Annotated in this window: 25 protein-coding genes; 10 read left to right on the top strand and 15 right to left on the bottom strand. The window is 68.5% G+C overall.

The genetic code is table 11. The features are described from left to right. Window positions 1–97 precede the first annotated feature (97 nt). Together QOZ99_RS14575 and QOZ99_RS14580 are read left to right on the top strand one after the other, a co-directional pair. Window positions 98–1,120 (top strand): sugar-binding transcriptional regulator, encoded by a 1,023-nt coding sequence (locus QOZ99_RS14575; RefSeq protein WP_306890711.1) that lies wholly within the window; start codon window positions 98–100, stop codon window positions 1,118–1,120. 180 nt (window positions 1,121–1,300) lie between these two features. Next, window positions 1,301–2,635: an NAD(P)H-dependent oxidoreductase gene (locus QOZ99_RS14580; RefSeq protein ID WP_306890712.1), complete on the top strand. Its 1,335-nt coding sequence runs from the start codon at window positions 1,301–1,303 to the stop codon at window positions 2,633–2,635. A 96-nt stretch (window positions 2,636–2,731) separates the two neighbouring features. Here the strand turns inward: QOZ99_RS14580 and QOZ99_RS14585 are convergent, their stop codons facing one another. The 7 genes from QOZ99_RS14585 to QOZ99_RS14615 form a co-directional block, all read right to left on the bottom strand. Further along, entirely contained in the window at window positions 2,732–3,007 is a 276-nt protein-coding gene (locus QOZ99_RS14585) for a hypothetical protein (protein WP_306890713.1), read from the bottom strand. A gap of 192 nt (window positions 3,008–3,199) precedes the next feature. Continuing rightward, the gene (locus QOZ99_RS14590) at window positions 3,200–6,769 is read right to left on the bottom strand and encodes an error-prone DNA polymerase (RefSeq protein ID WP_370876864.1); all 3,570 of its coding nucleotides are present in this window, start codon (window positions 6,767–6,769) and stop codon (window positions 3,200–3,202) included. A 222-nt stretch (window positions 6,770–6,991) separates the two neighbouring features. Next, window positions 6,992–8,551: a Y-family DNA polymerase gene (locus QOZ99_RS14595; protein ID WP_306890778.1), complete on the bottom strand. Its 1,560-nt coding sequence runs from the start codon at window positions 8,549–8,551 to the stop codon at window positions 6,992–6,994. Beyond that, window positions 8,484–9,350: an ImuA family protein gene (locus QOZ99_RS14600; RefSeq protein WP_306890715.1), complete on the bottom strand. Its 867-nt coding sequence runs from the start codon at window positions 9,348–9,350 to the stop codon at window positions 8,484–8,486. Before QOZ99_RS14600 ends, QOZ99_RS14595 begins: the two co-directional genes overlap by 68 nt. Window positions 9,351–9,446: 96 nt before the next feature. After that, window positions 9,447–9,944, bottom strand: coding sequence for a GtrA family protein (locus QOZ99_RS14605; RefSeq protein ID WP_306890716.1), 498 nt, complete (start codon window positions 9,942–9,944; stop codon window positions 9,447–9,449). A 29-nt stretch (window positions 9,945–9,973) separates the two neighbouring features. After that, window positions 9,974–11,785, bottom strand: a complete 1,812-nt coding sequence (locus QOZ99_RS14610) for an ArnT family glycosyltransferase (protein WP_306890717.1) — start codon at window positions 11,783–11,785, stop codon at window positions 9,974–9,976. After that, window positions 11,782–12,864: a glycosyltransferase family 2 protein gene (locus tag QOZ99_RS14615; RefSeq protein WP_306890718.1), complete on the bottom strand. Its 1,083-nt coding sequence runs from the start codon at window positions 12,862–12,864 to the stop codon at window positions 11,782–11,784. Before QOZ99_RS14615 ends, QOZ99_RS14610 begins: the two co-directional genes overlap by 4 nt. Before the next feature lie 190 nt (window positions 12,865–13,054). Between QOZ99_RS14615 and QOZ99_RS14620 the strand changes: the two genes are divergently transcribed. Continuing rightward, window positions 13,055–13,888, top strand: a complete 834-nt coding sequence (locus QOZ99_RS14620) for a ChbG/HpnK family deacetylase (RefSeq protein WP_306890779.1) — start codon at window positions 13,055–13,057, stop codon at window positions 13,886–13,888. Here QOZ99_RS14620 and QOZ99_RS14625 read toward each other — a convergent pair. After that, window positions 13,871–14,278: a DUF983 domain-containing protein gene (locus QOZ99_RS14625; RefSeq protein WP_306890719.1), complete on the bottom strand. Its 408-nt coding sequence runs from the start codon at window positions 14,276–14,278 to the stop codon at window positions 13,871–13,873. The genes QOZ99_RS14620 and QOZ99_RS14625 overlap by 18 nt on opposite strands. A 286-nt stretch (window positions 14,279–14,564) precedes the next feature. On the opposite strand from QOZ99_RS14625, the gene QOZ99_RS14630 reads away from it, so the two are divergent. Continuing rightward, window positions 14,565–14,783 carry a hypothetical protein gene (locus QOZ99_RS14630; RefSeq protein ID WP_306890720.1) on the top strand — a complete coding sequence of 73 codons (219 nt, stop codon included), beginning with the start codon at window positions 14,565–14,567 and terminating at the stop codon, window positions 14,781–14,783. 133 nt (window positions 14,784–14,916) lie between these two features. Here QOZ99_RS14630 and QOZ99_RS14635 read toward each other — a convergent pair whose 3' ends face one another. Beyond that, a complete protein-coding gene (locus QOZ99_RS14635) occupies window positions 14,917–15,579 on the bottom strand; it encodes an exopolysaccharide biosynthesis protein (RefSeq protein WP_306890721.1) in 663 nt (220 codons plus the stop codon). Between the two features lie 354 nt (window positions 15,580–15,933). On the opposite strand from QOZ99_RS14635, the gene QOZ99_RS14640 reads away from it, so the two are divergent. Then, entirely contained in the window at window positions 15,934–17,217 is a 1,284-nt protein-coding gene (locus QOZ99_RS14640; protein WP_306890722.1) for an Hsp70 family protein, read from the top strand. 187 nt (window positions 17,218–17,404) lie between these two features. Next, entirely contained in the window at window positions 17,405–18,883 is a 1,479-nt protein-coding gene (locus tag QOZ99_RS14645; RefSeq protein WP_306890723.1) for a sensor domain-containing diguanylate cyclase, read from the top strand. Between the two features lie 42 nt (window positions 18,884–18,925). Here QOZ99_RS14645 and QOZ99_RS14650 read toward each other — a convergent pair whose 3' ends face one another. Further along, on the bottom strand, window positions 18,926–19,351 hold the full coding sequence (locus QOZ99_RS14650) for a VOC family protein (RefSeq protein ID WP_306890724.1): 426 nt from the start codon (window positions 19,349–19,351) through the stop codon (window positions 18,926–18,928). A gap of 243 nt (window positions 19,352–19,594) precedes the next feature. Here QOZ99_RS14650 and QOZ99_RS14655 point away from each other — a divergent pair, with 243 nt between their 5' ends. Continuing rightward, window positions 19,595–20,368, top strand: a complete 774-nt coding sequence (locus tag QOZ99_RS14655) for a ferredoxin--NADP reductase (RefSeq protein ID WP_306890725.1) — start codon at window positions 19,595–19,597, stop codon at window positions 20,366–20,368. 3 nt (window positions 20,369–20,371) lie between these two features. On the opposite strand, the gene QOZ99_RS14660 is transcribed toward QOZ99_RS14655, so the two are convergent. Continuing rightward, the gene (locus QOZ99_RS14660; RefSeq protein WP_306890726.1) at window positions 20,372–20,683 is read right to left on the bottom strand and encodes a hypothetical protein; all 312 of its coding nucleotides are present in this window, start codon (window positions 20,681–20,683) and stop codon (window positions 20,372–20,374) included. 176 nt (window positions 20,684–20,859) lie between these two features. Here QOZ99_RS14660 and QOZ99_RS14665 point away from each other — a divergent pair, with 176 nt between their 5' ends. Then, a complete protein-coding gene (locus QOZ99_RS14665; protein ID WP_306890727.1) occupies window positions 20,860–21,348 on the top strand; it encodes a GNAT family N-acetyltransferase in 489 nt (162 codons plus the stop codon). An 88-nt stretch (window positions 21,349–21,436) separates the two neighbouring features. Then, window positions 21,437–21,592, top strand: a complete 156-nt coding sequence (locus tag QOZ99_RS14670) for a hypothetical protein (protein ID WP_306890728.1) — start codon at window positions 21,437–21,439, stop codon at window positions 21,590–21,592. A 110-nt stretch (window positions 21,593–21,702) separates the two neighbouring features. Here QOZ99_RS14670 and ahcY read toward each other — a convergent pair whose 3' ends face one another. Next, window positions 21,703–23,124 (bottom strand): adenosylhomocysteinase, encoded by a 1,422-nt coding sequence (gene ahcY, locus QOZ99_RS14675; protein WP_306890729.1) that lies wholly within the window; start codon window positions 23,122–23,124, stop codon window positions 21,703–21,705. A 127-nt stretch (window positions 23,125–23,251) separates the two neighbouring features. Between ahcY and QOZ99_RS14680 the strand changes: the two genes are divergently transcribed. Then, a complete protein-coding gene (locus QOZ99_RS14680; RefSeq protein ID WP_306890730.1) occupies window positions 23,252–23,992 on the top strand; it encodes an SGNH/GDSL hydrolase family protein in 741 nt (246 codons plus the stop codon). A gap of 3 nt (window positions 23,993–23,995) precedes the next feature. Here QOZ99_RS14680 and QOZ99_RS14685 read toward each other — a convergent pair whose 3' ends face one another. The 3 genes from QOZ99_RS14685 to QOZ99_RS14695 form a co-directional block, all read right to left on the bottom strand. Continuing rightward, window positions 23,996–24,280 (bottom strand): HPr family phosphocarrier protein, encoded by a 285-nt coding sequence (locus tag QOZ99_RS14685; RefSeq protein WP_183191360.1) that lies wholly within the window; start codon window positions 24,278–24,280, stop codon window positions 23,996–23,998. A 4-nt stretch (window positions 24,281–24,284) separates the two neighbouring features. Then, window positions 24,285–24,686, bottom strand: coding sequence for a PTS sugar transporter subunit IIA (locus QOZ99_RS14690; protein ID WP_306890731.1), 402 nt, complete (start codon window positions 24,684–24,686; stop codon window positions 24,285–24,287). A gap of 148 nt (window positions 24,687–24,834) precedes the next feature. Then, on the bottom strand, window positions 24,835–25,308 hold the full coding sequence (locus tag QOZ99_RS14695) for an HPr kinase/phosphorylase (protein WP_306890732.1): 474 nt from the start codon (window positions 25,306–25,308) through the stop codon (window positions 24,835–24,837).

Below are 25,308 nucleotides of genomic sequence, written 5' to 3' on the forward strand. Positions count from 1 at the left end.
CGTAAGCGGCGCCGCGCCGGGCGGCGATGACGATTTGATGAAGCCGCCGCACTCCTCTATAGGATCGTGAAAACCGCCATTTCGAGGAACAGCGCCAATGTCGGGCAAGGTCGCCACGACGAAGCCGGACAGCTTTGCCGAGCCCGCGCCCCTCGCCGAGCTGAGCGCGACCGGCCGCCGCTCGGCGCGGCTGCGCCTCAGGGCCGCCTGGATGTACTATGTCGAGGGCATGACGCAGAGCGCCATCGCCGAGGCGCTGGACATCGGCCGCGTCACCGTGGTGCGCCTGCTCGCCGATGCACGGGCGCTCAATGAAGTGAAGATCTCGCTCTCGCGCGAGATTGCCGAACTGCCCCGGTTGGAAATGGAGCTGCAGAAGGCCTTCGGCCTGCGCGAGGCGGTGGTGGCGCCGGTCTCCGGCCCGCTGGCCGACCCCACCAGCGCCATCGGCGCGGCCACCGGCCAGGTCATTTCCGACCTCATCCGCGCGGACATGAAGATCGGCTTCGGCTGGGGGCGCACGCTGATGCGCGCGCTCGGCTTCATCGACGAGAAGGCGGTGGCGAATGTCTCGGTCATCTCGCTGCTCGGCGGCATCACCAAGGCCCGCCAGTACAACCCGGCCGAATTCGCCTGGCAGCTCTCGCGCATCTTCCAGGCCGATTGCCACCTCATCGCCGCCCCCGCCATCGTCGACAGCGTCGAGACCAAGCAGGCGCTGATCGAGCGCTGCGGCCTCGGCACGGTCTACAGCCTCGCGCGCGAAATGGACGCCGTGGTGCTCAGCGTCGGCGAGATGGACGCGGAGAGCACCTCGCTGCGCTTCGGCTTCTTTTCCGACGCCGACTGGGCCTCGCTGATCGCCGCCGGCGCGGTGGGCGACGTGATCTACAATTTCATCGACATCGAGGGCCGGCCGGTCGACCACCCGATCAACCGCCGCGTCATGTCGATCCCGGTCGAGACCCTGCAGGCCACCCCGGAGCGCATCCTCACGTCCGGCGGACCGGGCAAGACGCAGGCGGTGATCGGCGCGCTGCGGCTCCTGCGCCCCACCTTGTTCATCACCGACGAGATCACCGCCGCGGCGGTGCTGCAGCAGGTGGCGGCCGGCGCCTGAACGGCGCGCGCATTCGGGCACCGGCGCGGCGCCCGACCGGCCTTTCCATCCGCCCGGGAAATGCATTAGGGAAGACGAGGTTCCGCAAGGAACATTTGTGCGCGGCCGGATTGTTGAGTACCGAGAGACAGGACGCGGGGCGACGGGCCCGTGCCGACGGCCGGGGGAAGGATTTCAGCGATGTTCGTCCAGAACGGGATTGTGCGCACCGGCATCGCCGCCGAGCTGGCCAGGCACGTCGAGACGCACGGGCCCATCACCATCGGCCTCGCCGGGGCCGGCCAGATGGGCACCGATCTCATCGTGCAGGCCGCGCTGATGCCCGGCGTGCGGATCGGCGCCGTGGTCGAGCTTAACGCGCAACTCGCCGTCGACGCCGCGCTGATGGCCGGCCACGCCCGCGAGGACATCATATCCGTCGGCTCGGCCAGCGCGATCGACCGCGCCATCGAGAGCGGCCGCTTCGCCATCACCGACGATTACCGCGCCATGTGCGCGGCCGGGCATATCGATGTGGTGATCGACGCCACCGGCAGCCCGAATATCGGCACGCTGGTGTCGCTGGAGGCGATCCGCAACGGCAAGCATGTCGTGCTGCTGAGCGTGGAGGCCGACATCACCATCGGTCGCTACCTCAAGCAGGAAGCCCGCGCCGCCGGCGTGGTGCTGACCGGAGCCGCCGGCGACGAGCCGGCCGCCACGGTGGAACTGATCGGCTTCGCCCAGGCGCTCGGCTTCGAGATCGTCTGCGCCGGCAAGGCCAAGAACAACGCCTTCAAGCCGGACGCCATTCCCGACGAGTTCGAGGAGGAGGCGCGGGCGCGCAACATGAACCCGCGCATGCTGGTCGAGTTCGTCGACGGCTCCAAGACCATGGTGGAGATGACCGCGCTCGCCAACGCCACCGGGCTGGTGCCGGACGTGCCGGGCATGCACGGCCCCCATGCCGACCGCGACGTGCTGGCGCAGGTTCTGTGCACCAAGGAGGATGGCGGCATCCTCTCGCGCTCCGGCGTGGTCGACTTCACCCTCGGCAAGGGCGTGGCGCCCGGCGTGTTCTGCATCGTCAAGCCGCGCCATCCGCGCGTGATCGAGCGCATGGCGGACCTCAAGGTCGGGCCGGGCCCCTGTTTCGCGCTGATCCGCCCCTATCACCTCACCAGCCTCGAAGTGCCGCTCTCGGCGGCGCGCGCGGTGCTGCACGGCACACCCGACATGGAGGTGCTGGACCATCCGGTGGCGGAGTGCACGGCCGTCGCCAAGCGCGACCTCGCGCCGGGCCAGACGCTGGGCCGCATCGGCGAATATGATTATCGCGGCTACACGATGAGCTGGCGCGATGCCCGCGACAGCTTCGCCCTGCCGCTGGGCCTCGCCGAGCGGGCGCGCGTGGTGAAGCCGGTCGCCAAGGGCGAGCGGCTGACCTATGACAATTGCGTGCCGGACGAGCAGCTGATCGTCACCCAGATCCGCCGGCGGCTCGACCAGGCCGACGCGCAATATCTGGCGGCGTGAGCGGACCTCTCTCGGAACCCTGATTTCTCCCATAGCGCCTCCCGGACGGCCATGACGCCGATCCGGGATCGCTGGACATTCGCGAGCGGGCGGCCTTCAGCCGTGGCCCGGCGTGCCGAGCCCAGCGAAATGCGCATTGGCGAGGCGCGCCTCGGCCTCGGCCAGCGCATCGGCGAGCTGGCGCACCTGCGCGGGATCGAGCACCAGCTGGAGCGCGGGCACCGGCTCGCCGGGCTTGGGGGCCTGCGTGCCGATCTCAAGGCGCAGCCCCACCTTTTCCGTGCCGAACAGCGCGGTGGTGAAGGCCAGCATCGGCCACACTTTCAGATGGCCATTGTCGTCCTTTTCCCAATCGTCGAAACGGCCGGCCATGGAAGTCTCCTCATCAATCCCGTGGGGCGCCACCGCGCCCGATCATCCACCATCGTGAACCCGCGGGACGAAACGCGCCGAGATGGCTGGAGCATTTTGGCGAACCCGCATTCACCGGACATGCTCTAGCATCGATTGCACCGCGCGCGACAGATCGACGGCGAGGACGTCGGGTCCACACTCCCGGCGCCATCAATGGAAGTCGCGCGATTTCGGCAGGATGCGCACCTGGCGCGGATGGCCATGGCCGGAGCGCCGGCCGGCCAGAAGATGGCCCTCCCCCGACCTTCCCCGCTCCCGCTCATCCACCCGCTCATCCCGGCCCGGATCGACCTGCGGGCGCGGCAGATCGCGCACATCCTCGAACAGCCGGGCGAGTTCCACCGAGCGGTCGATCACCCGCTCGCCCATGACATGGACGACGCCCTCCTTGCTCTTCTGCACCCGCCCTTCCACCACGACGAGGCGCGCGCCCATCACCTGCGCGCGGTAGCGCTCGAACTGGCGCGCCCAGAGCAGCACGTTGACGATACCAGTCTCGTCCTCCAGCGTCATGAAGATGGCATTGCCCTTGCCCGGCCGCTGGCGCACCAGCACCACGCCGGCGGCGCGCACCAGCGCCCCGTCGCGCGCGCCCGCCACACCCGTGCTCGACAACACGCCCTCGGCGGCGAAGAGGTCGCGCAGCATGCCCATCGGATGGCCCTTGAGGGAGAGCCGCGTCGTCTGGTAGTCGACCGCGATCTGCTCGGGCAGCGGCATGAGCGGCAGCCGCGCATCGAGATCCGCGCCAAGCTCGCGCGCATCGGCGGCGGCGAAGAGCGGCAGCGGCGCGTCGTCCGGCAGGCGGCGCACCGCCCAGGCAGCCTCCCGCCGGTCAATATCCATCGAGCGGAAAGCATCGGCATCGGCCAATTTGCGCAGCGCCGCGTTCGGCAGGCGGGTGCGGTGGGCCAACGTCTCGACATCGGCAAAGAAGCCCCCCGCCCGCGCCTGCGCGAGCTGCTCCGACCACGCCGCGCTGAACCCGTCGATCTGGCGGAAACCGAGCCTGAGCGCCAGCGGCACGCCGGGCGCGTCGCGTTCCAGCGTATTGTCGTGCACGCTGTAATTGACGTCGACGGCGCGCAGCTCGACGCCATGCTCGCCGGCATCCCGCACGATCTGCGCCGGCGCATAGAAGCCCATGGGCTGCGAATTGAGCAGCGCCGCCGCGAAGATGGCGGGGTAGCGGCACTTGAGAAAGGCGGAGATATAGACCAGCTTGGCGAACGAGGCGGCATGGCTCTCGGGAAAGCCATATTCGCCAAAGCCCCGGATCTGCTCGAAGCAGCGCGCGGCGAAGGCACGCTCATAGCCGCGCGCCACCATGCGCTCGACCAGCATGTGCTGGAATTTGCCGATGGTGCCGTGATGCCGGAAGGTCGCCATCGCCCGGCGCAGCCGGTTCGCCTCCTCCGGCGTGAACTCGGCGGCCACCATGGCGAGCTTCATCGCCTGTTCCTGGAACAGCGGCACCCCCAGCGTGCGCTTGAGCACGTCCTTCAGCTCATCGCGGGGATGAGCCGGGCCGGGCGAGGGATAGGCGACGGGGTCCGTGCCGTCCCGCCGCCGCAGATAGGGGTGCACCATGTTGCCCTGGATCGGGCCGGGCCGCACGATCGCCACCTGGATGACGAGGTCGTACAGCGATCGCGGCTTCATGCGCGGCAGCATGTTGATCTGCGCCCGGCTCTCCACCTGGAACACGCCGATGGAATCGCCCCTCTGCAGCATGGCGTAGACATCCGCCTGCTCCTTCGGCACCTCGGCGAGCCCCCAGTCGGTGGCTTCATGCGCCTGCAGGAGGTCCAGCGCCTTGCGGATACAGGTGAGCATGCCGAGCGCCAGCACGTCGACCTTGAGCAGGCCGAGCGTGTCGATGTCGTCCTTGTCCCATTCGATGAAGGTTCGATCCTTCATGGCGGCATTGCCGATCGGCACCGTCTCGTCGAGCCGGTGCTGCGTCAGCACGAAGCCGCCGACATGCTGGGAGAGATGGCGCGGAAAGCCGATGAGGCGGGTGGCGAAGCGGACCGCGCGCGCCACCATCGGGTTGCCGGGGTCGAGCCCCGCCTCGCGCGCCTGGCTGTCCTGGATGTCCGCGCCCCAGCTGCCCCACACCGTGCCGGCCAGACGCGCGGTGACGTCCTCGGTGAGGCCCAGCGCCTTGCCGACATCGCGGATGGCGCTGCGCGGGCGATAGGAGATGACCGTGGCGACAATGCCGGCACGGTCGCGGCCATAGCGCTGGTAGATGTACTGGATCACCTCCTCGCGCCGCTCATGTTCGAAATCGACGTCGATATCCGGCGGTTCCTCGCGCTCCTTGGAGATGAAGCGGGAGAAGAGAAGCTCATTGTCGAATGGATCGACCGCCGTGATGTCCAGCACATAGCAGACGGCGGAATTGGCGGCGGAACCCCGCCCCTGGCAGAGGATGCGCCGGCGCTCGGCAAAATCCACGATGTCGCGAATGGTGAGGAAATAGGGCGCATAGCCGAGTTCATCGATGAGGGCGAGTTCGGTGGCGAGCTGGCGCTCCACCTTTGCCGGCACGCCCTCGGGATAGCGCAACCCGGCGCGCTGCCAGGTCATCGTCTCCAGCCATTGCTGCGGCGTGTGGCCGGGCGGCACGGGCTCTTCCGGATATTCGTATTTCAGTTCGTCCAGCGAGAAATCGATGCGCGCGAGGAAGTTCTGCGTCTCCGCCACCGCCTCCGGCGCGTCGCGGAACAGGCGGGCCATCTCGGCCGGCGGCTTCAGATGGCGCTCGGCATTGGCGTGCAGCCGGCGCCCGGCCGCCTCCAGGCTCACCCCCTCGCGAATGCAGGTGAGCACGTCCTGCAGGTCGCGCTCATTCGGGTGGTGGTAGAGCACGTCATTGGTGGCGAGCAGCGGCACGCCCTCCTCCGCCGCCAGTGCCTTCAGCCGGGCGAGACGCCGGCGGTCGTCGCCTCGTCGCGCCATCGTCGCGCCGAGCCAGAGCGCGCCGGGCGCGGCCTGCGCGAGAGCGCCGAGCACGGGGCGCAGGCCCGAGACCCCGCCGGCCGGCATGTCATGGGGCGGCAGGAGGATGAGCGAGAGGCCGCCGGCATCGCCGAGCAGGTCCTCGAGACGCAGGATGCATTCGCCCTTGGCGCCGCGCAGGTTTCCCGTCGTGAGCAGGCGGCAGAGCCGGGCCCAGCCGGCGCGCGTCTGCGCATGGGCGAGGATGTCGGGCGTGCCATCGGCAAAGGCGAGCCGCGCCCCGACCGCCAGGGTGAAGGGCAGCGCGGGGTGAAGGCCGGCATCGGCCGCCGCTTCCGCCGAGAGCCGCAGGCAGCGCGGGAAAGCCTCTTCCCCGGCCTCTTCCCCGGCCTCTTCCCCGGCCTCCTGCCCAGCCTCCTGCCCAGCCTCCTGCCCAGCCGCCTTCCGGTCGCTGCCGGCCCGCCCGGGAGAGGGCGGCACCCGGGGTCTTTTCGGACCGGCGGCGGGCGGCGTCTCGCGCAGGGCGCTCTCGCCGCGCTCCCGTTCTGCCTCAGGCGCCTCCCGCCGGGCTTTCCAGAAGCCGGCATAGAGCCCCCGCGCCTCCTTCAGCGCCGCATGGGCGCGCACCACGCCCGCCACCGTGTTGCGGTCGGCAATGCCGAGGCCGCCATGGCCGAGCAGCAGCGCCTGCGCGACCAGATCCGACGCCTTCGACGCCCCGCGCAGGAAGGAGAAATTGGAGGCGCAAACCATCTCCGCGAAGAAGGCGGCGCTCACGGCCGGCTCCTTGCCGGGAGGTTCGCGTCCTCCCCGCCCCCGCCGTGCGGCCGGGATCGTCCGCGCGCGCCATCGCGGGCCGGCCGGCGACGATGCGCGAGGGCGGACATGGCCAAGGCCTGGCGCGCGCGGACCGGCATCCTGGGACGTTCCTTCATGGGACCTGCCTTCATGGGACCGGCATCCTGGGACGTGCCTTCATGGGAACAGACCGTGCAGGAACCAGCGCGGCTCCCCGCTCTCACGCCCGTAGAGCCCGGCGCGGAACAGCCAGAAGCGACGGCCCTCGCGGTTCTCGACACGGTAATAGTCGCGCGTCGCGGGCAGCGCGGTGCCCTCCGGCAGGCGCCACCATTCCGGGGCGATGCGCTCGGGCCCCTCCGCGCGGGCCACCTCGTGCACCACGCGCCGCCAGCGGAAGCGCAAGGGCGGGCCATCCGGCACCTCGGCCAGCGCCTCGATCGGCTGGGGCGGGTCGAACAGGCTGAGCGGGCGCGGCGGCAGATCCGCCGGGAGGGCGAGCGAGAGGGTGGGTGACGTGGCCGATGCCTGCGCGGCGGGGATCAGCGCGCTCGCCCGGCCGGGATCATGCGTGTCGCGCATCAGCACGCGCAGCACCCGTTCGCGTCCGAGCCGCACGGCGAGCCGGTCGATGAGCGCGGCCACCTCCTCCTCCTCGACCGCGCGCCCGTCCAGGCTCACCTGGGCGGGGGTGAGCGGCTCGGCGCGCAGCACCGCGAGGCGCACCAGATCGAAGCCGAAGCCTGGATCGATGGGATCGGCCAGCGCCTCGATCTTCTCGTGCCACAGCCGGGCCAGCGCGGCACCATCGCGCGAGGGTCGCGCCGTCTCGATGGTCAGCCGGCGCACCGCCCCGTCGGCGCGGAAGAACGCGGCCTCGAAGGCCCGCCCGCCCTCCCCGCGCGCTTCCAGCATCAAGGCGAGGTCGTCGACCAGCAGCGCCAGCGTCGCCTCGATATCCTCCGCCCGGGCGATCGGCTCGGCAAAGCGCCGCTCGGCAATGGCCGCCGGCAGCGGCCGGCGCGGCACGATGCGGATATCCTCATGGCCCAGCGTGCGGTTGAGCCGGGTCAGCAATTCCGCGCCGAAGCGCGCCGCGAGCGGCGTGGCCGGGCGCTCGGCAAGGTCGCCGATGGTCTTCAGCCCCGCGCGCGACAGCCCCGTCACCACGGCTTCGTCGACGCCGAGCCGCAGGACGGGCAGCGGCGCCACCGCGCGCGCCTCCCCGCCCGGCGCGACGATGCCGCCCCGCCCCGCCCGCACCAGCGCCCGCGCGGCATCGGGCGTGCCGGCGACCACGGCGCCGGCGCCGAGCCCGTGCCGGTGCAGATGCGCCAGCAGCCGCACGCGCATCGCCGCCTCGCCACCGAACAGATGCGCGCAGCCGGTAATGTCGAGCACCAGCCCGTCCGGCGCGTCGAGCGCCACCAGCGGGGTCCAGCGGTCGCAATCATCGGCCACCGTCTCGAGAAAGGCGGCATCGGCCACCGGATCGTGATCGACCACCGCCAGATCGGGAAGGCGCGCGCGGGCATCCGCCAGCGTCAGGCCGGGGGCGAGCCCGCGCCGCGCCGCCGCACGGTCGACAGCGGCGAGACGCAGCGCATTCTTCGCCTTCTCGACGAAGACGCGCGGCGGCGGGGCAAGGGGATCCGGCGCCCGTGCGCCTTCAGCCGGTGCGGCGGAACGCGGCGATAAGGCCATCCCCGACCCCGCGCCGCGTCCCCCGCTCCGCATCCGCTGCACCCGCTCCAGCCGGTCGGCCGGCAGGAACGGGAACCACAGCGCGAGATAGCGCGGCGAGGTCGCGGAAGGAACATGTCTCATGGTCCCACTCCAGATTCCAGGTGCCGCCCTCCACCGGCCGCGCGCCCTCCCCGCCGCGATGGCGCAGCAGCGTGGCGGTGAAGGCCGGCGCGCCCGGCGCATTGGCCTCCCCGGGCGTGGAAGCGGCCGGCGCCACCTGCCAGCGCGTCGCCACCGCCGTGGGCAGGGCGCGCGCGCTCATGCGCAGGAGGAAGCTCGTCACCCCCGACGCGGCCGCCCGCAGCGACAGGCGCCGCGTGGCGGTGAGGTCGAGCGCCCGAGGCTCGCCGAAAGGTTCGATGATGAGGGCGCCGAGCCCGGCGCAGCGCACGCTGTCGCCGGCCGCGCGCAGCACCTCGGTGGCATCGGGCGCGCGCACCAGCACGAGCCGCGCCGGATCGAGGCCGAGCGCCTGGAGGCCCCGCGCCTCGGGACGGCCGAATTCGGCCTCGGCCGCGTCCTGCCTTATCCACAGAAGCGGCCGCGTACCCATATCCGTGCCGGCAAAGCTCGCCCGCAGCGCCAGCGCCAGGGTGAAGCCGGCCGCCGCCGGCAGGTCGGCCCCGCGTGCCGCCTGCACTTCATGCAGCGCCCCGCGCGCCAGCGTCACGCCCGCCCGCTCCGGCCCGCCGGCACCGAGGGAAAAACCATCGGCCATGCCGGGCAGGCGCGCCGCCTCCAATCCGGCGAGCATCTGCCTCAGCGCGGCGATATCGCGGACGGTGTCCATGCTGCGCGCTCCTGATTGTTCATGTTTTGTTCCTGCTAAAACGACTCGTTCCAGCCCAAGAGTCAAGCCGCCAGTCGCCCGCGCGGGGCCGCGGTATCAGCGTCCACCATTGGTCGGCGCGGCCGGCACGCCCTTCTCGCGGAAGGTCCAGACGGCATTGGCGCCGTAATGCCAGAGCACCAGCAGCCCGGTGACGCCGACCTGCGCGAGGAGATAGGGCACGCCCAGCCGGCCGGCGATGAGCGCCATCAGCCCGGCATTCAGCAGGAGACCGACGCCGGCGACCAGGAAGAACTTGGTCATCGCTTCGCGATGCGGCTTCGCGGAGCGGAACACGACATGGCGGCTGAACTGATAGTTCACGAGGGCACCGACGAGAAAGCCCGCTGTCGAGCCGGCGACCGGGCCGGCCAGGCCGCCCTGTACCAGCGTGATCAGCACCGCGTAATGCGCCGCCGTGCCGACACCCCCGAGCGCCGCGAACAGCAGGATATGGCGCAGCCGTGCCAGAAGAGCGGCCCGGTCGAGGCCCGAAGGCTTCGGCGGCTTCGTCTCCGGCATCCCGTGGGCCCGGCTATCCACAGCGTGCTCCATCTGGGTCACATCTCCGGCACACCGCCCTGTCAGGGCTTGGCCTTCGCCACCTGCGGGCCGGCTTCCCCAAGCGAGGAAACCAGAGGCGCGTTGGGAGAAGGCGCGAAGATGTCGTCATCGCCATCCTCGTCCGCCGGCAGTTCCTGCCCCACCGGCTTGTGCCCCGCCCGCATGTCCGTCACCGTCGCGAAGGGAATGCCCATCCGGCTCACCGTCGCATAGGGCATGCCCTTGGCGTCGTCGCAGCCGATATTGGTGGCGGTCAGCAGGAAGTCCGCCTCGTCCCAGTCATCCACCATGTCGACATTGGGGCCGAGATAGGAGGAGACCTGCAGGTCCTCCGCGCATACCGCCACCTTGTAGCGGTGGGGCATGTGCACGGCGGCGATGGCTTCCTCGTGGTCCAGCCCCTTGCGCAGGTCCAGCGCCGCTTCGCGCAGGCTCGACGACCAGTAGTCGCCCTCGAAACGGCCCCAGGCACCGGGTGTGCCGCCGACCAGCTGGTTATAGGCGACATATTCGTAAGGGTGCAGCCGGACAAGGCTCGCCGCATTGAGCGCGAACAGCGCCGCCGCCACCGCCGCGAAGCCCACGCCCAGCGCCCGCGAGCGCGGCCACAGGAGGCGCCAGCCGGCGGTGAGGCCGAGCGCCGCCAGCACCGTCACCGGCGGGATCACGAAGAGGAAATGCCGGATGCCGTTATAGAGCGGAGGCCCGTCGAGCAGGGTGAAGACGACCGGCGTGCCGATCGCCAGCAGCAGCGGCAGGAAGGCGACGAGCCGGCGCGGATGCAGGGCGGTCGCCTCCACCACCGCCTCCGCGACCGCCCCCTGGCGCAGCAGCCGCACCAGCGCGAACGCCGCCGCGACCAGCGCCACGACGATGCCGAACAGCGTCAGCTCCGGCAGCTTGATAAGGAGATATTCCGTCATGTAGGTCGACGGGATCTGGTCGATCGGCACCAGCTTGCCATTGATCAGCGTCGACAGGTCGAAGGAGAAATTGTTGAAGGCGCCCATGGCCTTGAACAGGTTGCTGGGCGGCAGCACCGACCACGGCCAGGTGACCGCCATGATGGCGAGGGCGACGAGGCCCGAGACGATGAGCCGCGGCAGCAGCCGGAATGGCAGCCACACGCTGCGGAACACCAGCGCGCCCGCGCCGACCGTCACCAGCAGGTAGAACACCGCGAACACGCCGCCGACCCGGAGGCCGAGCGCGCAGCCCACCGCCGCGCCCAGCCCGACGATGACGCGCCAGCTCGGCAGATCCGGCAGCCGCGCCACCAGCACGGTGATGAAATACAGGCTCCACACCATCGCCGCCGCGAAGGGCACGTCCTTGGTGTGGGTGAACATCGCCCCGCCATACATGCCGGTAAAGGCCAGCAGCAGCAGGGCAACGATGCCCGCCTTCTCGCCGCCGAGCAGCTTGCCGAGCCGCCACACGCCGATCAGCCCCATGAAGCCGAACCCGGCCGAGAGCAGATGACGCCATTCATAGACCGGCAGCGGCACATGGTGCTGCAGGCCGGCCGCGATCATGTCGAACAGGCCGCCATAGAGGAACAGGTTGATGTAGTGGAACGCCCGGTCGTCGGTGAAGCCGCTGGCGTACCAGGCGATCAGCAGTTCGCCATAGGTATGCTGCACCAGTTCGTCATTGCTGATGCCGTAATCGCGGAAGGTGAGGAGAATGAACGCCGCCACCGCCGCGAACACGGCAAGGCTCACGGCGCGCGTGAGCGTGACCGACCGCCAGGCCCGCGCCACGGCACGCGCCGCGAGCGGAGCGGGCCGGGCTGCCGCCACGGCGGGAAATTGCGAACTGTGAAGGCTCACGAGACAAGTCCATCCGGCACGAGCGAGGGGACGCGCCGATCGGCGGCAGGGGCGGCAACCGGGGAGACGGCGGCGGAAGAGACGGCGGAGGAGGAGACGAACGCAGAAGAAACCGCAGCGGGCGCCGCGAAGCCGATCTCGTCCGCGACAAGATAGAGCGGGCGCCGCTTCACCTCGGTGAAGATGCGGCCGACATATTCGCCGATCACGCCGAGGCTGATGAGTTGCACGCCGGAGACGAACAGCATGCTGACCATGATCGTCGGAAAGCCCGGCGTGCGCACGCCGAAGAACAGCGCCTCGCCGATGAGGTAAACGCCGTAAAGGCCGGACAGAAGGGCGAGGACGACGCCCACGAAGGACCACACGCGCAGCGGCACCATCGAGAAGGACGACAGGCCGTCGATCGCGTAGCGCAGCAGCCCGATCATGTTGAACGAGCTGACCCCGCCGACGCGCTCGGCCACCTCGAACTCGATCTCCTCCTGACGGAAGCCGACCCAGCTGGTGATGCCCTTCATGAAGCGGTTACGCTCCGGCAGGGCATTGATGGCGTCGACCACGCGACGGTCGAACAGGCGGAAATCACCGGCGCCCTCGGGGATGTTCACTTCGCTGAGGGCGTGGAAGAAATGGTAGAAGCCACGCGAGAACAGCCGGCGCGGCAAGGGATCGGTACTGCGCGACCGGCGTACCGCGATGACCATCTGGGCGCCGGCCTTCCAGCGCTCGATCATCTCGGGAATGACCTCGGGCGGATGCTGCAGGTCGGCATCCATCAGCACGACGATATCGCCGGCCGCGGCCCTGAGGCCAGCCGCCATGGCCGATTCCTTGCCGAAGTTGCGGGCAAAACGCAGTGCCTTAACGGCAGGATCGCGCCGACCCAGATCGGTCAACGCATCGAAACTGCCATCCCGGCTGCCGTCGTCAATAAAGACGAACTCACGCTGCATCCCGGGATAACAATCCAGCACTGCCGAGAGGCGCGCATGCAAAGATTCCAGGCAGGCAGCCTCATTATATACAGGCACAACCACCGAAATAAGATGGGGCGACCTTTGGGCAGCGCTCGACATAATGGCAAGGCCATCTTTACTTGATACCTGCCGAGGCGACAGGCGACCGTCGAAATTTCTAGGGCAATTTTTGCTTTATCGAAGCCCATGATCACGTATAGTCCGATTGTGATATTTGTTTGGCTTCCTAATACGCATGGATGACGACCTGAAGGCGATAGTAGTTTGCGCCGATGATTACGGCTTGAGCATGGGTATTTGCGATGCAATCGAAGCCCTGATCGAGCGCGGACGGCTTTCGGCAACCGGCGCGATGAGCGGACTGCCCAGCTGGCGCCGGCGGGCTGGCGACTTCAAGGCGCTGGTGCGCGCCCACCCCGCCGATGTCGGCCTTCACTTCACCCTGACCGGCCAGCGCGCGCTGTCACCGGCGCGCGGCCTCGCCCGCGACGGGCGTCTCCCGGAAATCGGCGGGCTGATTGCGCGCGCGCTGGCGGGAGCGCTGCCCCGCGCCGCGATCCGCGACGAATTGCGCGCCCAGCTCGACGCGTTCGAGGATGCCTGGAACGCCCCGCCGGACTTTCTCGACGGCCATCAGCATGCCCACGTCTTGCCGGGCATAAGGGATATCGTGATCGCGGAACTGGCCACGCGCTATCCCGGCCATGCCCTCTGGCTGCGCAACTGCACCGAGCCGGCCACCTGGGCGCGCCGGCGCCGCCTCGGTTGGCGCAAGGCGATGATCATCGGCACGCTCGGCCTGGGCAGCGCGCGCGCGGCCACGCGGGCGGGCTTCGCCGTCAATGACAGTTTTCGCGGCCTGTATGATTTCGGGCCCGTGCCGGCCTATCGCGAGGTGTTTCGCGCCAGCCTCGCGGGGCCGGGCGCACGCATCCTGGTGCATTGCCACCCCGGCACGGTCGACGAGGAACTGCGCCGCCTCGATCCGCTGCTGGAGCCGCGCGAGCGCGAACTCGCCTATCTCGCCTCGGAGGCCTGCGGCGAGGATCTGCGGGCCGCGAGCATGCGCCCGTCCCGATTCGCCGCCACCGGCGCTCCGGCAATCTCAGCCGCGCAGGACTGAGGGCGGAGGCGCCTCGGGGGCGACCAGACGCCCCTCCTCCGCCTTGTAATAATACTGGCTTGCCACCAGCCAGCCCTTCAGCGGCCGCAGCGGGGGTATGCAGGTCAGCAGCATGAACGGCACCGTCGTCACCAGATGCACCCAATAGGGCGCCTGATAGGCCATCTCGATCCACAGGCCGAACACGACCGACGGCACGCAGCCGAAACAGATGACGAAGAAGGCCGGGCCATCCGCCGGATCGGCGAAGGAATAATCGAGCCCGCACACCTCGCAGCTCGGCGCCAGCGTCAGGAAGCCGCGAAACAGCTTGCCCTGTCCGCAGCGCGGGCAGCAGCCGCGCACGCCGCATTCAAAGGGCGAAAGCTTCGGCCAATCCGACGTCGCCATCTGGGTCTCCCGCATCTGAGCCTTGTGCGGCCCGGCACTGGCGGAGGCTCCGCCACCCCGGAAAATGGTCAGGAATGCATACAATGTCAAGAAATCAATGCATATAAATATGCAGTCAATATGCATTCACTTAGAAAATTGAATGCAGATCCGGTATTGCCCGTCGGGAGGACGGCGTTAACCTATTCCGCGCAAGGTCGTCAGACCGGCAGCCAGGCGATTCCCGCGTGCGCGTGCCGGCGCCCACCTCGCCCCCCGCCGCAGTTCCGACCACGAGTTCCCGGTAATGAGTAACGTCATTCCCTTTCCCGCCCGGCCCGAGCCTTCCGATACGGAGGCCGACGCCTATGGCGATCTCGACATCTTCACCGCCGTCGATGTCGCGATTCGCGATCTGCGCGATCTCGCCGAGCGGCTGCACGCCGACGACGCCGGCAAGGCGCAGGCCCAGGAATGCCTCACCATGCTGTGCCGCGCGCTGGAGAATTCCAGCGCCTGGGGCTAGACGCTCCTCGGGCGGGCGGCAGCTCCCCCGGCGCACTCCCGATCGTCGATCGGCCCGCCATGCCCGGCGCGGCCGCACGACCGCGCGCGCCGTCGCCTGAGCGGCCGCCACGGGACGGCGCCATGCCCGGCGCTCAACCGATGAAGCTGTGCAGAAGGTACAGCCCGGCCTTCACGAAGGCCCAGACCACGCCGGACACCAGCCCGAGCGAGGCGATCGCCACCACCGCGCCGATCAGGATCCAGATCCCGTCACGCTCCAATATGCCGAGCGCCAGGATGCAGATGGCCAGCGCCGGCAGCATGTTGCCGAGCGGGATCGGCAGAATCAGCACCACCGCCAGCACGAAGCAGATGAAGCCGACCACATATTCCGCCGGGGGATGGGCGAACAGGCCGAGCCGCGGGCGCAGCAGCCGCTCCGCTCGGGCGAGCCACGGCGTCGCCTTGGCGACAAAGGCGGCGAAATCCTTGCGCGCGATGGAACGGCGCGAGATCAGCGGCGGCAGCCAGGGCGAGCGGCCGAGAGCCAGCTGGATGGTGAGGAAGACCAGCGGCGCCCCCAGCACCGTGGAAGTGCCCGGCGGCGTGGGAATGACATTGGGCAGGGCGAAGATCAGCAGCAGCGGTCCAAATGCGCGCTCCTGCATGACACGCAGGAAATCGCCGATGGCGATGCGCTCCTGCGTGCTGTCGCTGGCGATCCGGTTCAGGATCTGCGACAGCCGGGTCGTATCGTCCGGCGGCGCCTCTTCGGCACCCGGTGCGTCCTCGTCGGACGAAAGATCGCGCTGCACGGCGAACGCTGCTCCCCCACGGCCCGCCGGCACACGTGCCCGGCATCCGTTACGTCAGTTTCATCCGCCCTAGATAGAGTGTGGATGTGACATTGGCCAGAAGGCGCGGGCCAGAAGGCGCGGGCCAGAAGGCGCGGCGGCCGGTGGGGCCTCAGGTCCAGCTGAACAGGAACGCGCCCACCGCCAGCAGGGTGATCACGATGACGGCGATCGAGTGCTTCATCGTCCAGTTGTGCAACGTCATGGCGCGTCCTCCGCTTGTTTCATTCCGTGTGCCGGCTCCTCAACCGGACGTCAATTGAACAATCACGCGGGAAGCTTTAACGAGGCCCCCTTTTGCAGGAGAGCGTCCCCATGGGGTTTTGCGGCCTCGATTTCGGCACGTCCAATACCACGCTGGGCATCTGGCGCGGCGGAGCCCCCATGCTCGCCCCGCTGGAAGACGGCAAGACCACGGTGCCGAGCGCGGTGTTCTATGATCCGCGCGGCCAGCTCACCATCGGCCGGGCCGCCATGGCGCGCTATGTCGCCGGCGAGGATGGCCGGCTCATGCGCTCGCTCAAGGCGGTGCTGGGCAGCGCGCTGATCGAGGAAAAAACCCAGATCGGCCGCCGCGCCGTGGCCTTCCGCGAGGTGATCGGCGACTTCATCGCCACGGTGAAGCGCCGGGCCGAGCAGGATACCGGCGCGGCGCTCGACAAGGTGGTGATGGGCCGGCCGGTCTTCTTCGTCGACGACGACGTGGCCGCCAACGCCCGGGCGGAAGAGGCCCTGATCTCCATCGCCGCCAGCATCGGCTTCCGCGAGGTCTCGACCCAGTTCGAGCCGATCGCCGCCGCGCTCGATTATGAACAGCAGGTCGCGGGCGAGGAGATCGCGCTCATCGCCGACATTGGCGGCGGCACCTCGGACTTTTCCATCGTGCGCCTCGGCCCCGCCCGCCACGCCCGCACCGAGCGCGCGGATGACATCCTCGCCAATGACGGCGTGCGCATCGGCGGCACGGATTTCGACCGCCATCTCAGCCTCGGCGCTCTGATGCCGCTGCTGGGCTACCGCAGCCCGATGAAGCGGCCGGGTCGCGACGTGCCCAGCGGCTATTTCCACGAATTGGCCACCTGGTCGAGCATCAACCGGCTCTACACCTCCCGCACCGTGCGCGAACTCAACGAGGTGCGGCGCGAGGCGGGCCAGCCGGCGCTGGTGGAACGGCTGATTCGCGTCATCGAGGAGCAGCGCGGCCATACGCTGGCCATGCAATCGGAAGAGGCCAAGATCGCCCTCGCGGAGACACCGCGCGCGCAGGTCGACCTCGCCTGGCTGGAAGCGGGCCTCTCGGTGGGGCTCACGCCGGACGAACTGGTCGGCCACACCTCGGAACTTGCCGCGCGCATCGCCCGGCGGGTCACCATCTGCCTCGCTCAGGCGGGGCTGAAGCCGGAGGCGATCGACGCGCTGTTCCTCACCGGCGGCTCCACCCGGCTCAATCATGTGCGGACCGCCATCGTCGCCGCGCTGCCGGGCGCGCGCGTGGTGGATGGCGACACGTTTGGCTCGGTCGGCACCGGGCTGGCGATCGAGGCCGCCCGGCGCTATGGCGCGCCGCGCCACAGCGAGGGCCGCGTCTCCGCCGCCTGAGAGCGCTCACGCAACGGCGCCGGGCATCGAAGGTGCCATGTTGCCGTTCTCGGGCCGAATCTCGGGGGGCGCCCCTCGAGAGTAGGCGGTCACAAGCGGAGCGCGATCGGTTATACCTGTACATATAACCACCCGACCTCACGGCCCCTCCCTGCCGGGAACCGCGACAGAAACGGCTTGTTGCAGCATGCTTCATCTTCCCCACGAGGCCATGACGCCCACCGAGACGGATCGCCGCGACTACGCGCTGATGTTCGAACTGGCGCCGATCTCGCTGTGGCTGGAGGACTACACGGAGCTGAAGGCGCTGTTCGATTCCTGGCGCGAACAGGGCGTGACCTCGCTGCGCGATTTCCTGCGCGCGCATCCGCACAAGGTGCAGCAATGCGCCGAGTGCATCCGCGTCCTCAGGGTCAACCAGCGCACGCTCGCCCTTTACGAGGCCGACAGCCTCGAACACCTGGTCGCCAATCTGCCCCAGGTGTTCCGCGCCGACATGCTCAAGACCTTCGTCGACGAACTTTGCCAGCTGTGGAGCGGCTCCTCGACCTTCGTCAGCAACACGGTCAACTACACGCTGTCCGGCCAGCGCCTCGATATCCAGCTCAAGGGCACGGTACTGCCCGGCCATGAGAACACGTTCGGTCGGATCTTGCTGTCGATCGAGGACGTGACCGAGCGCGAGACCGCCCGGCGCCAGGCGGCACAGGCGGAAATCTATGCCCGCGGCCTGTTCGAGCATTCCCCCGTATCGCTGTGGGTGGAGGATTTCTCCAGCGTCAAGCATCTCATCGATGACCTGCGCCAGCGCGGCATCGCCGACCTCCGGGTGTTCACCGATGTCCACCCCGAATTCGTCGAGCGCTGCATCAGCGAGGTGCGCGTGGTGGATGTGAACCGCCACACGCTGGAACTGTTCGGGGCGACCAGCAAGGGCGAACTCATCGCCAATATCGGGCTGGTGTTCCGCGAGGACATGCACCGCCATTTCCGCGAGCAGTTGATCGACCTGTGGAACGGAAAGCTGTTCCACCAGCGCGAAGTGGTGAATTTCACGCTGGCGGGGGACGAACTTTTCGTCCACCTGCAGTTTTCGGTTCTGCCTGGCCACGAACAGGACTGGTCGCTGGTGCAGGTGTCGCTGACCGACATCACCGCGCGCAAGAAGGCCGAGGCCTATCTCGAATATCTCGGCAAGCACGACGTGCTCACCAAACTCTACAACCGCTCTTTCTATGCCGACGAACTGAACCGGCTGGAGCGCAAGGGCCCCTTCCCCGTCACCGTCATCATGGTCGATCTCAACGATCTGAAGGTGGTGAACGACCAGCTCGGCCACGCCGCCGGCGACACGCTGCTGCGGCGCGCCGGCGAAGTGCTTGCCAAGGCGATCGACCGGCCCAATTGCGCCGCGCGAATCGGCGGCGACGAATTCGCCCTGCTGCTGCCGGGCACCGACGCGGCCGGCGGCCTCGCGGTGATGGAGAATATCGACCAGCTGCTCGGGGTGAACAACCAGTTCTATTCCGCCACCACGCTCTCGCTCTCCATGGGCATGGCGACCAGCGTCGCCGGCGAGCGGCTGGAACAGGTGGTCAAGCGCGCGGATTTCGCCATGTACCGCCACAAGCGCGAGCAGGATTTGGCGGCCGCCTCCGGCAGCTGAACCTGACGCCACGCGCCCTCAAGCAGCGCTCACGCGGCCCTGTCACGTTCCCGCGGCAATCCCCGAACGCGCCAGCTCCGCCGTGTGCGCGAAACACAGCTTGTTGCCTTCGGGGTCGCGGCAATAGGCGGCGTAATAATCCGCGCCGTAATGCGGGCGCAGACCCGGAGCGCCCTCGTCGAAGCCGCCATTCTCCATGGCCGCCCGCCAGGCCGCCGCGGCGGCCTGCGGCGTGGGGGCGGCGAAGCTCACCTGCGCTCCATTGCCCCAGGTGGCCGGCAGACCATTGAACGGGAACTGCACGAAGAATTGCTGCCACGGCCGGCCGGGCACGATCCACGTGGCGCCCGCCGGCCCGGTATCCTCATAGGTGAAGTCGCGCACCAGCCCCAGCGGCGCCAGCACCGCCTCGTAAAACGCCGTCATCCGCGCCATGTCGCGCGCGCCGACCATGATATGGCTGAACATTGTCCCGTCCCCTCGACCGATCCGCCCGCTCGGGCTGGCCAGCCCGACCCGCCCGCCCGACCCCCTGCTTGACCCGCCCACTTGACCCGCCTCATGGCCGAAGCGGTACGCAGGGTTCATGTTGCGTCGCCCCCCGGCACCCGCAAGCAAGGGTCGACAGCGGCGTGAATGCGCAGTAAACCGGGGCCCGAGAATTACATGGACTTCCGGGATGTTGGAAGTTTTCACTTAGATGGATTGTAAATGAGCAATCTTCACCGCGAGCGCGTTCTATCCGTCCATCACTGGACCGACAACCTGTTCACCTTCACGACCACGCGCGATCCGGCCTTGCGCTTCAAGAACGGCCAGTTCGTGATGATCGGCCTCGAGGTGGAGGGAAAGCCGCTGCTGCGCGCCTATTCCATCGCCAGCGCCAATTACGAGGAAACGCTGGAATTCTTCTCCATCAAGGTGCCCAACGGCCCGCTGACCTCGCGGCTGCAGCACCTGAAGGTGGGCGACGAGGTGATTGTCGGGCGCAAGCCGACCGGCACGCTGCTGGTCGATTATCTGGTGCCCGGCCGCCGGCTCTACCTGCTCGCCACCGGCACGGGGCTGGCGCCCTTCCTCAGCCTCATCAAGGATCCCGAGACCTACGAGAATTACGACAAGGTCGTCCTGGTCCACGGCGTGCGCACGGTTGCCGAGCTGGCCTATCGCGAGCTGATCGAGGAGGAACTGCCCGATAACGAGTTCTTCGGCGAACTGGTGCTGGAAAAGTTGGTCTATTACCCGACCGTGACGCGCGAGCCCTTCCACAACCAGGGCCGCATCACCGACCTCATCACCTCGGGCAAGCTGTTCGCCGATCTCGGCCTGCCCCCGCTCGCCCGCGAGGATGACCGCGTCATGCTGTGCGGCTCACCGCAGCTGCTCGACGACATGCGCGTGATTCTCAAGGAGCGCGGCTTCGAGGAGGGCTCGACCACGGAGCCGGGCGACTTCGTGATCGAAAAGGCCTTCGTCGAGAAGTGAGCGTCAGCGCAGGCGCCGGTCCGGGCTCCAGCGCGGATCGGCCTCGCGCGCGGCCTCCTCGGGGGAGAGCACACGGTATTCCGCCTCGATGACGTTGGGGCCGTCTTCGCGACGGGCGGCGGGGCGGCGGCCGAACAGCCGGTAGGCCAGCCCCGCGATCGCCACGACGGGGAAGACCACCAGGAACACGCTGGCCGCGACCAGCGCCAGCGCGGTGCCGACGGCAAGCGCCACGGCGACGACAATCGCCACCTGCCACCAGCTCACCCGGCGAACGGTGAATCGCATGCGATCGAACGGATCGGTCGAACTCATCTCTTGGGTCTTTCCTCCTCGGCGGATATCCCGCTTCATGTGATATGGGCAGGCGCCGCCCGCATTCCAGCGTCGGCACCGCCAAATCCGACTATAAGGCCAAATGCGGCGTGGCCACGGCGCTGGCGCCGAACCGCGACCGAACAAGGCGCCGCACGGCGACGACGGAGATGATCATGGACCTGCGCCCCGCAAACGAAGACGACCTTCCCGGCGTGCTCGCCATCTACAATGACGCGGTGCTGAATTCGACGGCGATCTGGAACGACACGCCGACCGACCTCGCCAACCGGCGCGCCTGGCTCACGGATCGCCGCGCCAAATCCTATCCGATCGTGGTGGCGACGGAGGGCGAGCAGGTGCTGGGCTATGCGAGCTTCGGCGATTTCCGCCCGTTCGACGGCTTTCGCGTCTGCGTCGAGCATTCGGTCTATGTCGCGCAGGCCGCGCGCGGCCGGGGCATCGGCCGCCAGCTGGTCGGCGCCCTGTTCGAGCCGGCCCGCGCGCTCGGCAAGAAGGTGATGATCGGCGGCATCACGGCGGGCAATGCCGCCTCCATCGCCCTGCACGCGCGGCTCGGCTTCGTGCAGACCGCCTTCATGCCCGGCATCGGCACCAAGTTCGGCCAGCGGCTCGATCTCGTCTTCATGCAGAAGGACCTGTAAGGCGCCCGCGCACGTCGCGCCCGCGCGCGCTCGGAACAAAGAGCGCCGCCCGACGTTCCTAACCCACGACCTCGGAGGGATGTGGGACATGAACCGGAATGCGCTCTATGCGCTCGTCGCCGTGCTGCTCGTCGCGCTTGGCGCGGTGGGCGTCTATGCCTATCAGCAGCACGAAGAAGACAAGAACTCGCTGGAAATCAAGCTCGGCCCGAGCGGCATCAAGGTCGACCCGCCCAGCAACTGACGCGACAGGCTTCGCCGCGGCGCGACGGCGCGGGAATGACAAAGGCCGGGCACATGCCCGGCCTTTGCGCATCATCGGCAGGAAAAGCCGGCAGACAAGCCGGCCCTCGCTCAATAACGGTAGTGATCGGGCTTGAACGGGCCCTCGACCGGCACGCCGATATAGTCGGCCTGCTCGGGGCGCAGCTTGGTGAGCTTCACGCCCAGCTTGTCGAGATGCAGCGCGGCCACCTTCTCGTCGAGGAACTTCGGCAGCGTGTACACCTTGCGGTCATACTTGTCCGGGTTCGCCCACAGCTCGATCTGCGCGAGCGTCTGGTTGGAGAAGGAGGACGACATCACGAAGGAGGGGTGGCCCATGGCGTTGCCAAGGTTCACCAGCCGGCCTTCCGACAGCAGGATGATGCGATTGCCCGAGGGCAGCTCGATCTCGTCCACCTGCGGCTTGATGTTGGTCCACTTGAAGTTCTTGAGACCCGCGACCTGGATCTCGTTGTCGAAATGGCCGATGTTGCAGACGATGGCGCGGTCCTTCATCTGCCGCACGTGGTCGACGGTGATGATGTCCTTGTTGCCGGTGGCGGTCACATAGATGTCGGCGCGGGAGAACGCGTCCTCGATGGTCGCGACCTCATAGCCCTCCATCGACGCCTGCAGGGCGCAGATCGGATCGACTTCCGAGACGATGACGCGCGCGCCGGCCTGGCGCAGCGAGGCGGCGGAACCCTTGCCGACATCACCGAAGCCGGCGACGAAGGCCACCTTGCCGGCCAGCATCACGTCGGTGCCGCGACGGATGGCGTCCACCAGCGACTCGCGGCAGCCATAGAGATTGTCGAACTTCGACTTGGTCACCGAATCGTTCACGTTGATCGCCGGGAACAGCAGCTTGTTCTGCTCGGCGAGCTTGTAGAGGCGGTGCACCCCCGTGGTGGTCTCTTCCGACACGCCCTTGATCGAGGTCGCGACATGGGCGAACCAGCCCTTCGGCTTCTCCGCCAGCAGCTTCTTGATGAGGGCGAAGAAGATCTCCTCCTCCTCGGAGCCGGGCGTGTCGAGGAAAGCGGTGTCGCCATTCTCGGCGCGCAGGCCGTAATGCACCAGCATGGTGGCATCGCCGCCATCGTCGAGGATCAGGTTCGGCACCAGGAGTTCGCCCTCCTTGGCACCGTGCCAGTCGAACAGCTTGGCGGTGTAGTCCCAGTACTCGACAAGCGTCTCGCCCTTGAAGGCGAAGACCGGCGTGCCGGCGGCGGCGATGGCGGCGGCGGCGTGGTCCTGGGTCGAGAAGATGTTGCAGGAGACCCAGCGCACATCCGCGCCCAGCGCCTTCAGCGTCTCGATCAGCACCGCGGTCTGGATGGTCATGTGCAGCGAGCCGGCGATACGCGCGCCCTTGAGCGGCTGCGAGGGGCCATACTCCGCGCGGATGGCCATCAGCCCCGGCATCTCGGTTTCCGCGAGCTCGATTTCCTTGCGGCCGAAAGCGGCGAGGCTGATGTCCTTGACGATATATTCGCTGGCGATAGCCATAATGGCGTCCCTTCTGCCTTGAGGCGGAACTTGCGGGCGGTTGGATTGCGCCGGGTTTAGCAGCCCGGATCGGTGAATACAATAACGATATAAAGATGTCTTTATGTCAGGCATGAGAAGACGGACGATGCGGGCGAGCGGCGCAGCCATTGGCGCACTGGCTTTCATGGCCGTCGGGCTGGCGCTGGCGGCGCTGCTGGCGGGGCGCGGGCTCGACTATTTTTTTCTGGAGCGGGCGCGCCTGCGGCTGGAGCCGGTATTCGACCGGGTGTTCCGGGAGGCCAACGCGGCGCTGCCGCACACCGGCGCGCCCCGGCTGGTGATCTTCGGCGATTCCCGCGCCGTGCAGTTGCGCCTCGCCGCGCCCGAGGGATGGCAGCGGGTCGAGCGGGCCATCAGCGGCGAGACCACGGCGCAGATGCGCTACCGCATCGCACAGGACGTGGTGGGCCTCGCGCCGCGTGCGGTGGTGCTGTTTGCCGGCATCAACGATCTCGTCGCCGCCGCCGCCCTGCCCGGGCAGACGCATGCCGGGCTGGACGCCACGGTCGCCAACCTGACCGACTTCGTCCGGCAGGCGCGCGCCGCCGGCATCGAGGTGGTTCTGCTCACCATCGTCCGCCCGGCGGCGGTTCGCCTCATCCGCTGGCCGATCTGGCCGGCGGGCGTCGCGGAACTCGTCGCCGCCGCCAATGTGCGCCTGCGCGCACTGGCCGGCCCCGGCGTCACGGTGATCGATGCGGACGGGATACTATCGGGTGGCGCGGCGGTTCTGCCCGCGCGCTTCGCCACGGACGAGGTGCATCTGTCGGACGAGGCGAACGCCCTCCTGCGGCGGGAGATCCTCGCCGCGCTGCACGCGCAATGAACGCTACTCGCCCTCGCCGAATCGGTCGGACACCAGCGCGTCCAGCGCGTCGACCACCGCGCCTGCCTGACGGCCGGAGGCCTCCACGAAAATGGTGGTGCCGGGCGCCGCGGCGAGCATCATGAGGCCCATGATGGAGGTTCCGCTCACCGTCTCGCCGCAGCGCGTCACGCGCACATCCGCGTCGAAGCGCTCGACGGTCTGCACGAACTTGGCGGATGCGCGCGCATGCAGCCCCCGCTTGTTGACGATGGAAAGCTCGCGCTGGATGGCCTGATCGGTCGTCACGCGGCTATTTCCCGGCCAGGACCCGGCTGGCGACGTTGATATATTTGCGCCCGGCCTCCTGTGCCTGCATCACCGCCTCGGCCAGCGGCACTTCCGCGCGCACGGTGGCCAGCTTGACCAGCATGGGCAGGTTGATGCCGGCGAGCACCTCGATATCCGGCTCCGTCATCACCGAGATGGCGAGATTGGAGGGCGTGCCGCCGAACATGTCGGTGAGAATGACCACGCCGCCGCCGCCATTGACCACGCCGACCGCCTCGACGATGTCCTTGCGGCGCTGCTCGATATCGTCGTCCGGGCCAATGGTGATCGATTCGATCTGGGACTGCGGTCCCATCACGTGTTCCAGCGCAGCACGGAACTCGCTGGCAAGATGTCCGTGCGTTACGAGTACGAGACCTATCATTCGGCTCCGCCGCACCAGTTCGTCGGCACGCATCCATGCTGTGCGGGGCGTCCGGGGGAGGCAGTTCCGGCAGCCCCTTCACGGGGCGCACATCATCGTTGCACCGCACACGAATAGCAAGACCCGCCGGCGGGGATAGCCGGCATATTCACGGGATCGGCATGTCCGAAAACGGCGCGGTCAGCAGCACGGCAAGCACCTGCTGGAGCGGATCGCCACTCTTGAGAACCGGCAGCCGCCTCAGTTCGACACCGTCGATCCGCGCGCGGCAGGCGGCTTCTTCCGGCAGGCGGGCGGCATCGGGCGCATCGAGATCGACCACCAGATCGAGCACCGTCTCGACATCGAACGGCAGCCGGCGCAGCCCGGCGCCGCGCACTTCGATGAGGCCGGCGAGGCCATGCGGCGCCGATGCGACCAGCCTGCCGGCGCGGGTCTCAAGCCGCACCCGATCGTCGGCTACCAGCCTCACCGGCGGCACCCGCCCCACGCCGCCCGCGAGGATGAGAGCGAAGGCAAGATGCGACTTGCCCGCGCCGGAGGCCCCGCGAAGCAACACGCCCCGCCCGCCGATGCTGACGCAGGAGGCGTGGATCGAGCCGTGCACGGTCGGCGCGTTCAT

It is taken from the genome of Ancylobacter amanitiformis, from assembly GCF_030814815.1.
GTDB lineage: Bacteria > Pseudomonadota > Alphaproteobacteria > Rhizobiales > Xanthobacteraceae > Ancylobacter > Ancylobacter amanitiformis.

Coding starts and splice junctions, on each gene's coding strand:
- QOZ99_RS14590 (WP_370876864.1), bottom strand. CDS start 6,769: ATGGTTTGCGCCTCCAATTTCTCCTTCCTGCGCGGGGCGTCGAAGGCG.
- QOZ99_RS14695 (WP_306890732.1), bottom strand. CDS start 25,308: ATGAACGCGCCGACCGTGCACGGCTCGATCCACGCCTCCTGCGTCAGC.
- QOZ99_RS14605 (WP_306890716.1), bottom strand. CDS start 9,944: ATGGAGCACGCTGTGGATAGCCGGGCCCACGGGATGCCGGAGACGAAG.
- QOZ99_RS14690 (WP_306890731.1), bottom strand. CDS start 24,686: ATGATAGGTCTCGTACTCGTAACGCACGGACATCTTGCCAGCGAGTTC.
- QOZ99_RS14645 (WP_306890723.1), top strand. CDS start 17,405: ATGCTTCATCTTCCCCACGAGGCCATGACGCCCACCGAGACGGATCGC.
- QOZ99_RS14615 (WP_306890718.1), bottom strand. CDS start 12,864: ATGTCGAGCGCTGCCCAAAGGTCGCCCCATCTTATTTCGGTGGTTGTG.
- QOZ99_RS14665 (WP_306890727.1), top strand. CDS start 20,860: ATGGACCTGCGCCCCGCAAACGAAGACGACCTTCCCGGCGTGCTCGCC.
- QOZ99_RS14650 (WP_306890724.1), bottom strand. CDS start 19,351: ATGTTCAGCCATATCATGGTCGGCGCGCGCGACATGGCGCGGATGACG.
- QOZ99_RS14680 (WP_306890730.1), top strand. CDS start 23,252: ATGCGGGCGAGCGGCGCAGCCATTGGCGCACTGGCTTTCATGGCCGTC.
- QOZ99_RS14600 (WP_306890715.1), bottom strand. CDS start 9,350: ATGGACACCGTCCGCGATATCGCCGCGCTGAGGCAGATGCTCGCCGGA.
- ahcY (WP_306890729.1), bottom strand. CDS start 23,124: ATGGCTATCGCCAGCGAATATATCGTCAAGGACATCAGCCTCGCCGCT.
- QOZ99_RS14630 (WP_306890720.1), top strand. CDS start 14,565: ATGAGTAACGTCATTCCCTTTCCCGCCCGGCCCGAGCCTTCCGATACG.
- QOZ99_RS14580 (WP_306890712.1), top strand. CDS start 1,301: ATGTTCGTCCAGAACGGGATTGTGCGCACCGGCATCGCCGCCGAGCTG.
- QOZ99_RS14595 (WP_306890778.1), bottom strand. CDS start 8,551: ATGCGGAGCGGGGGACGCGGCGCGGGGTCGGGGATGGCCTTATCGCCG.
- QOZ99_RS14655 (WP_306890725.1), top strand. CDS start 19,595: ATGAGCAATCTTCACCGCGAGCGCGTTCTATCCGTCCATCACTGGACC.
- QOZ99_RS14640 (WP_306890722.1), top strand. CDS start 15,934: ATGGGGTTTTGCGGCCTCGATTTCGGCACGTCCAATACCACGCTGGGC.
- QOZ99_RS14625 (WP_306890719.1), bottom strand. CDS start 14,278: ATGGCGACGTCGGATTGGCCGAAGCTTTCGCCCTTTGAATGCGGCGTG.
- QOZ99_RS14670 (WP_306890728.1), top strand. CDS start 21,437: ATGAACCGGAATGCGCTCTATGCGCTCGTCGCCGTGCTGCTCGTCGCG.
- QOZ99_RS14620 (WP_306890779.1), top strand. CDS start 13,055: ATGGGTATTTGCGATGCAATCGAAGCCCTGATCGAGCGCGGACGGCTT.
- QOZ99_RS14585 (WP_306890713.1), bottom strand. CDS start 3,007: ATGGCCGGCCGTTTCGACGATTGGGAAAAGGACGACAATGGCCATCTG.
- QOZ99_RS14660 (WP_306890726.1), bottom strand. CDS start 20,683: ATGAGTTCGACCGATCCGTTCGATCGCATGCGATTCACCGTTCGCCGG.
- QOZ99_RS14575 (WP_306890711.1), top strand. CDS start 98: ATGTCGGGCAAGGTCGCCACGACGAAGCCGGACAGCTTTGCCGAGCCC.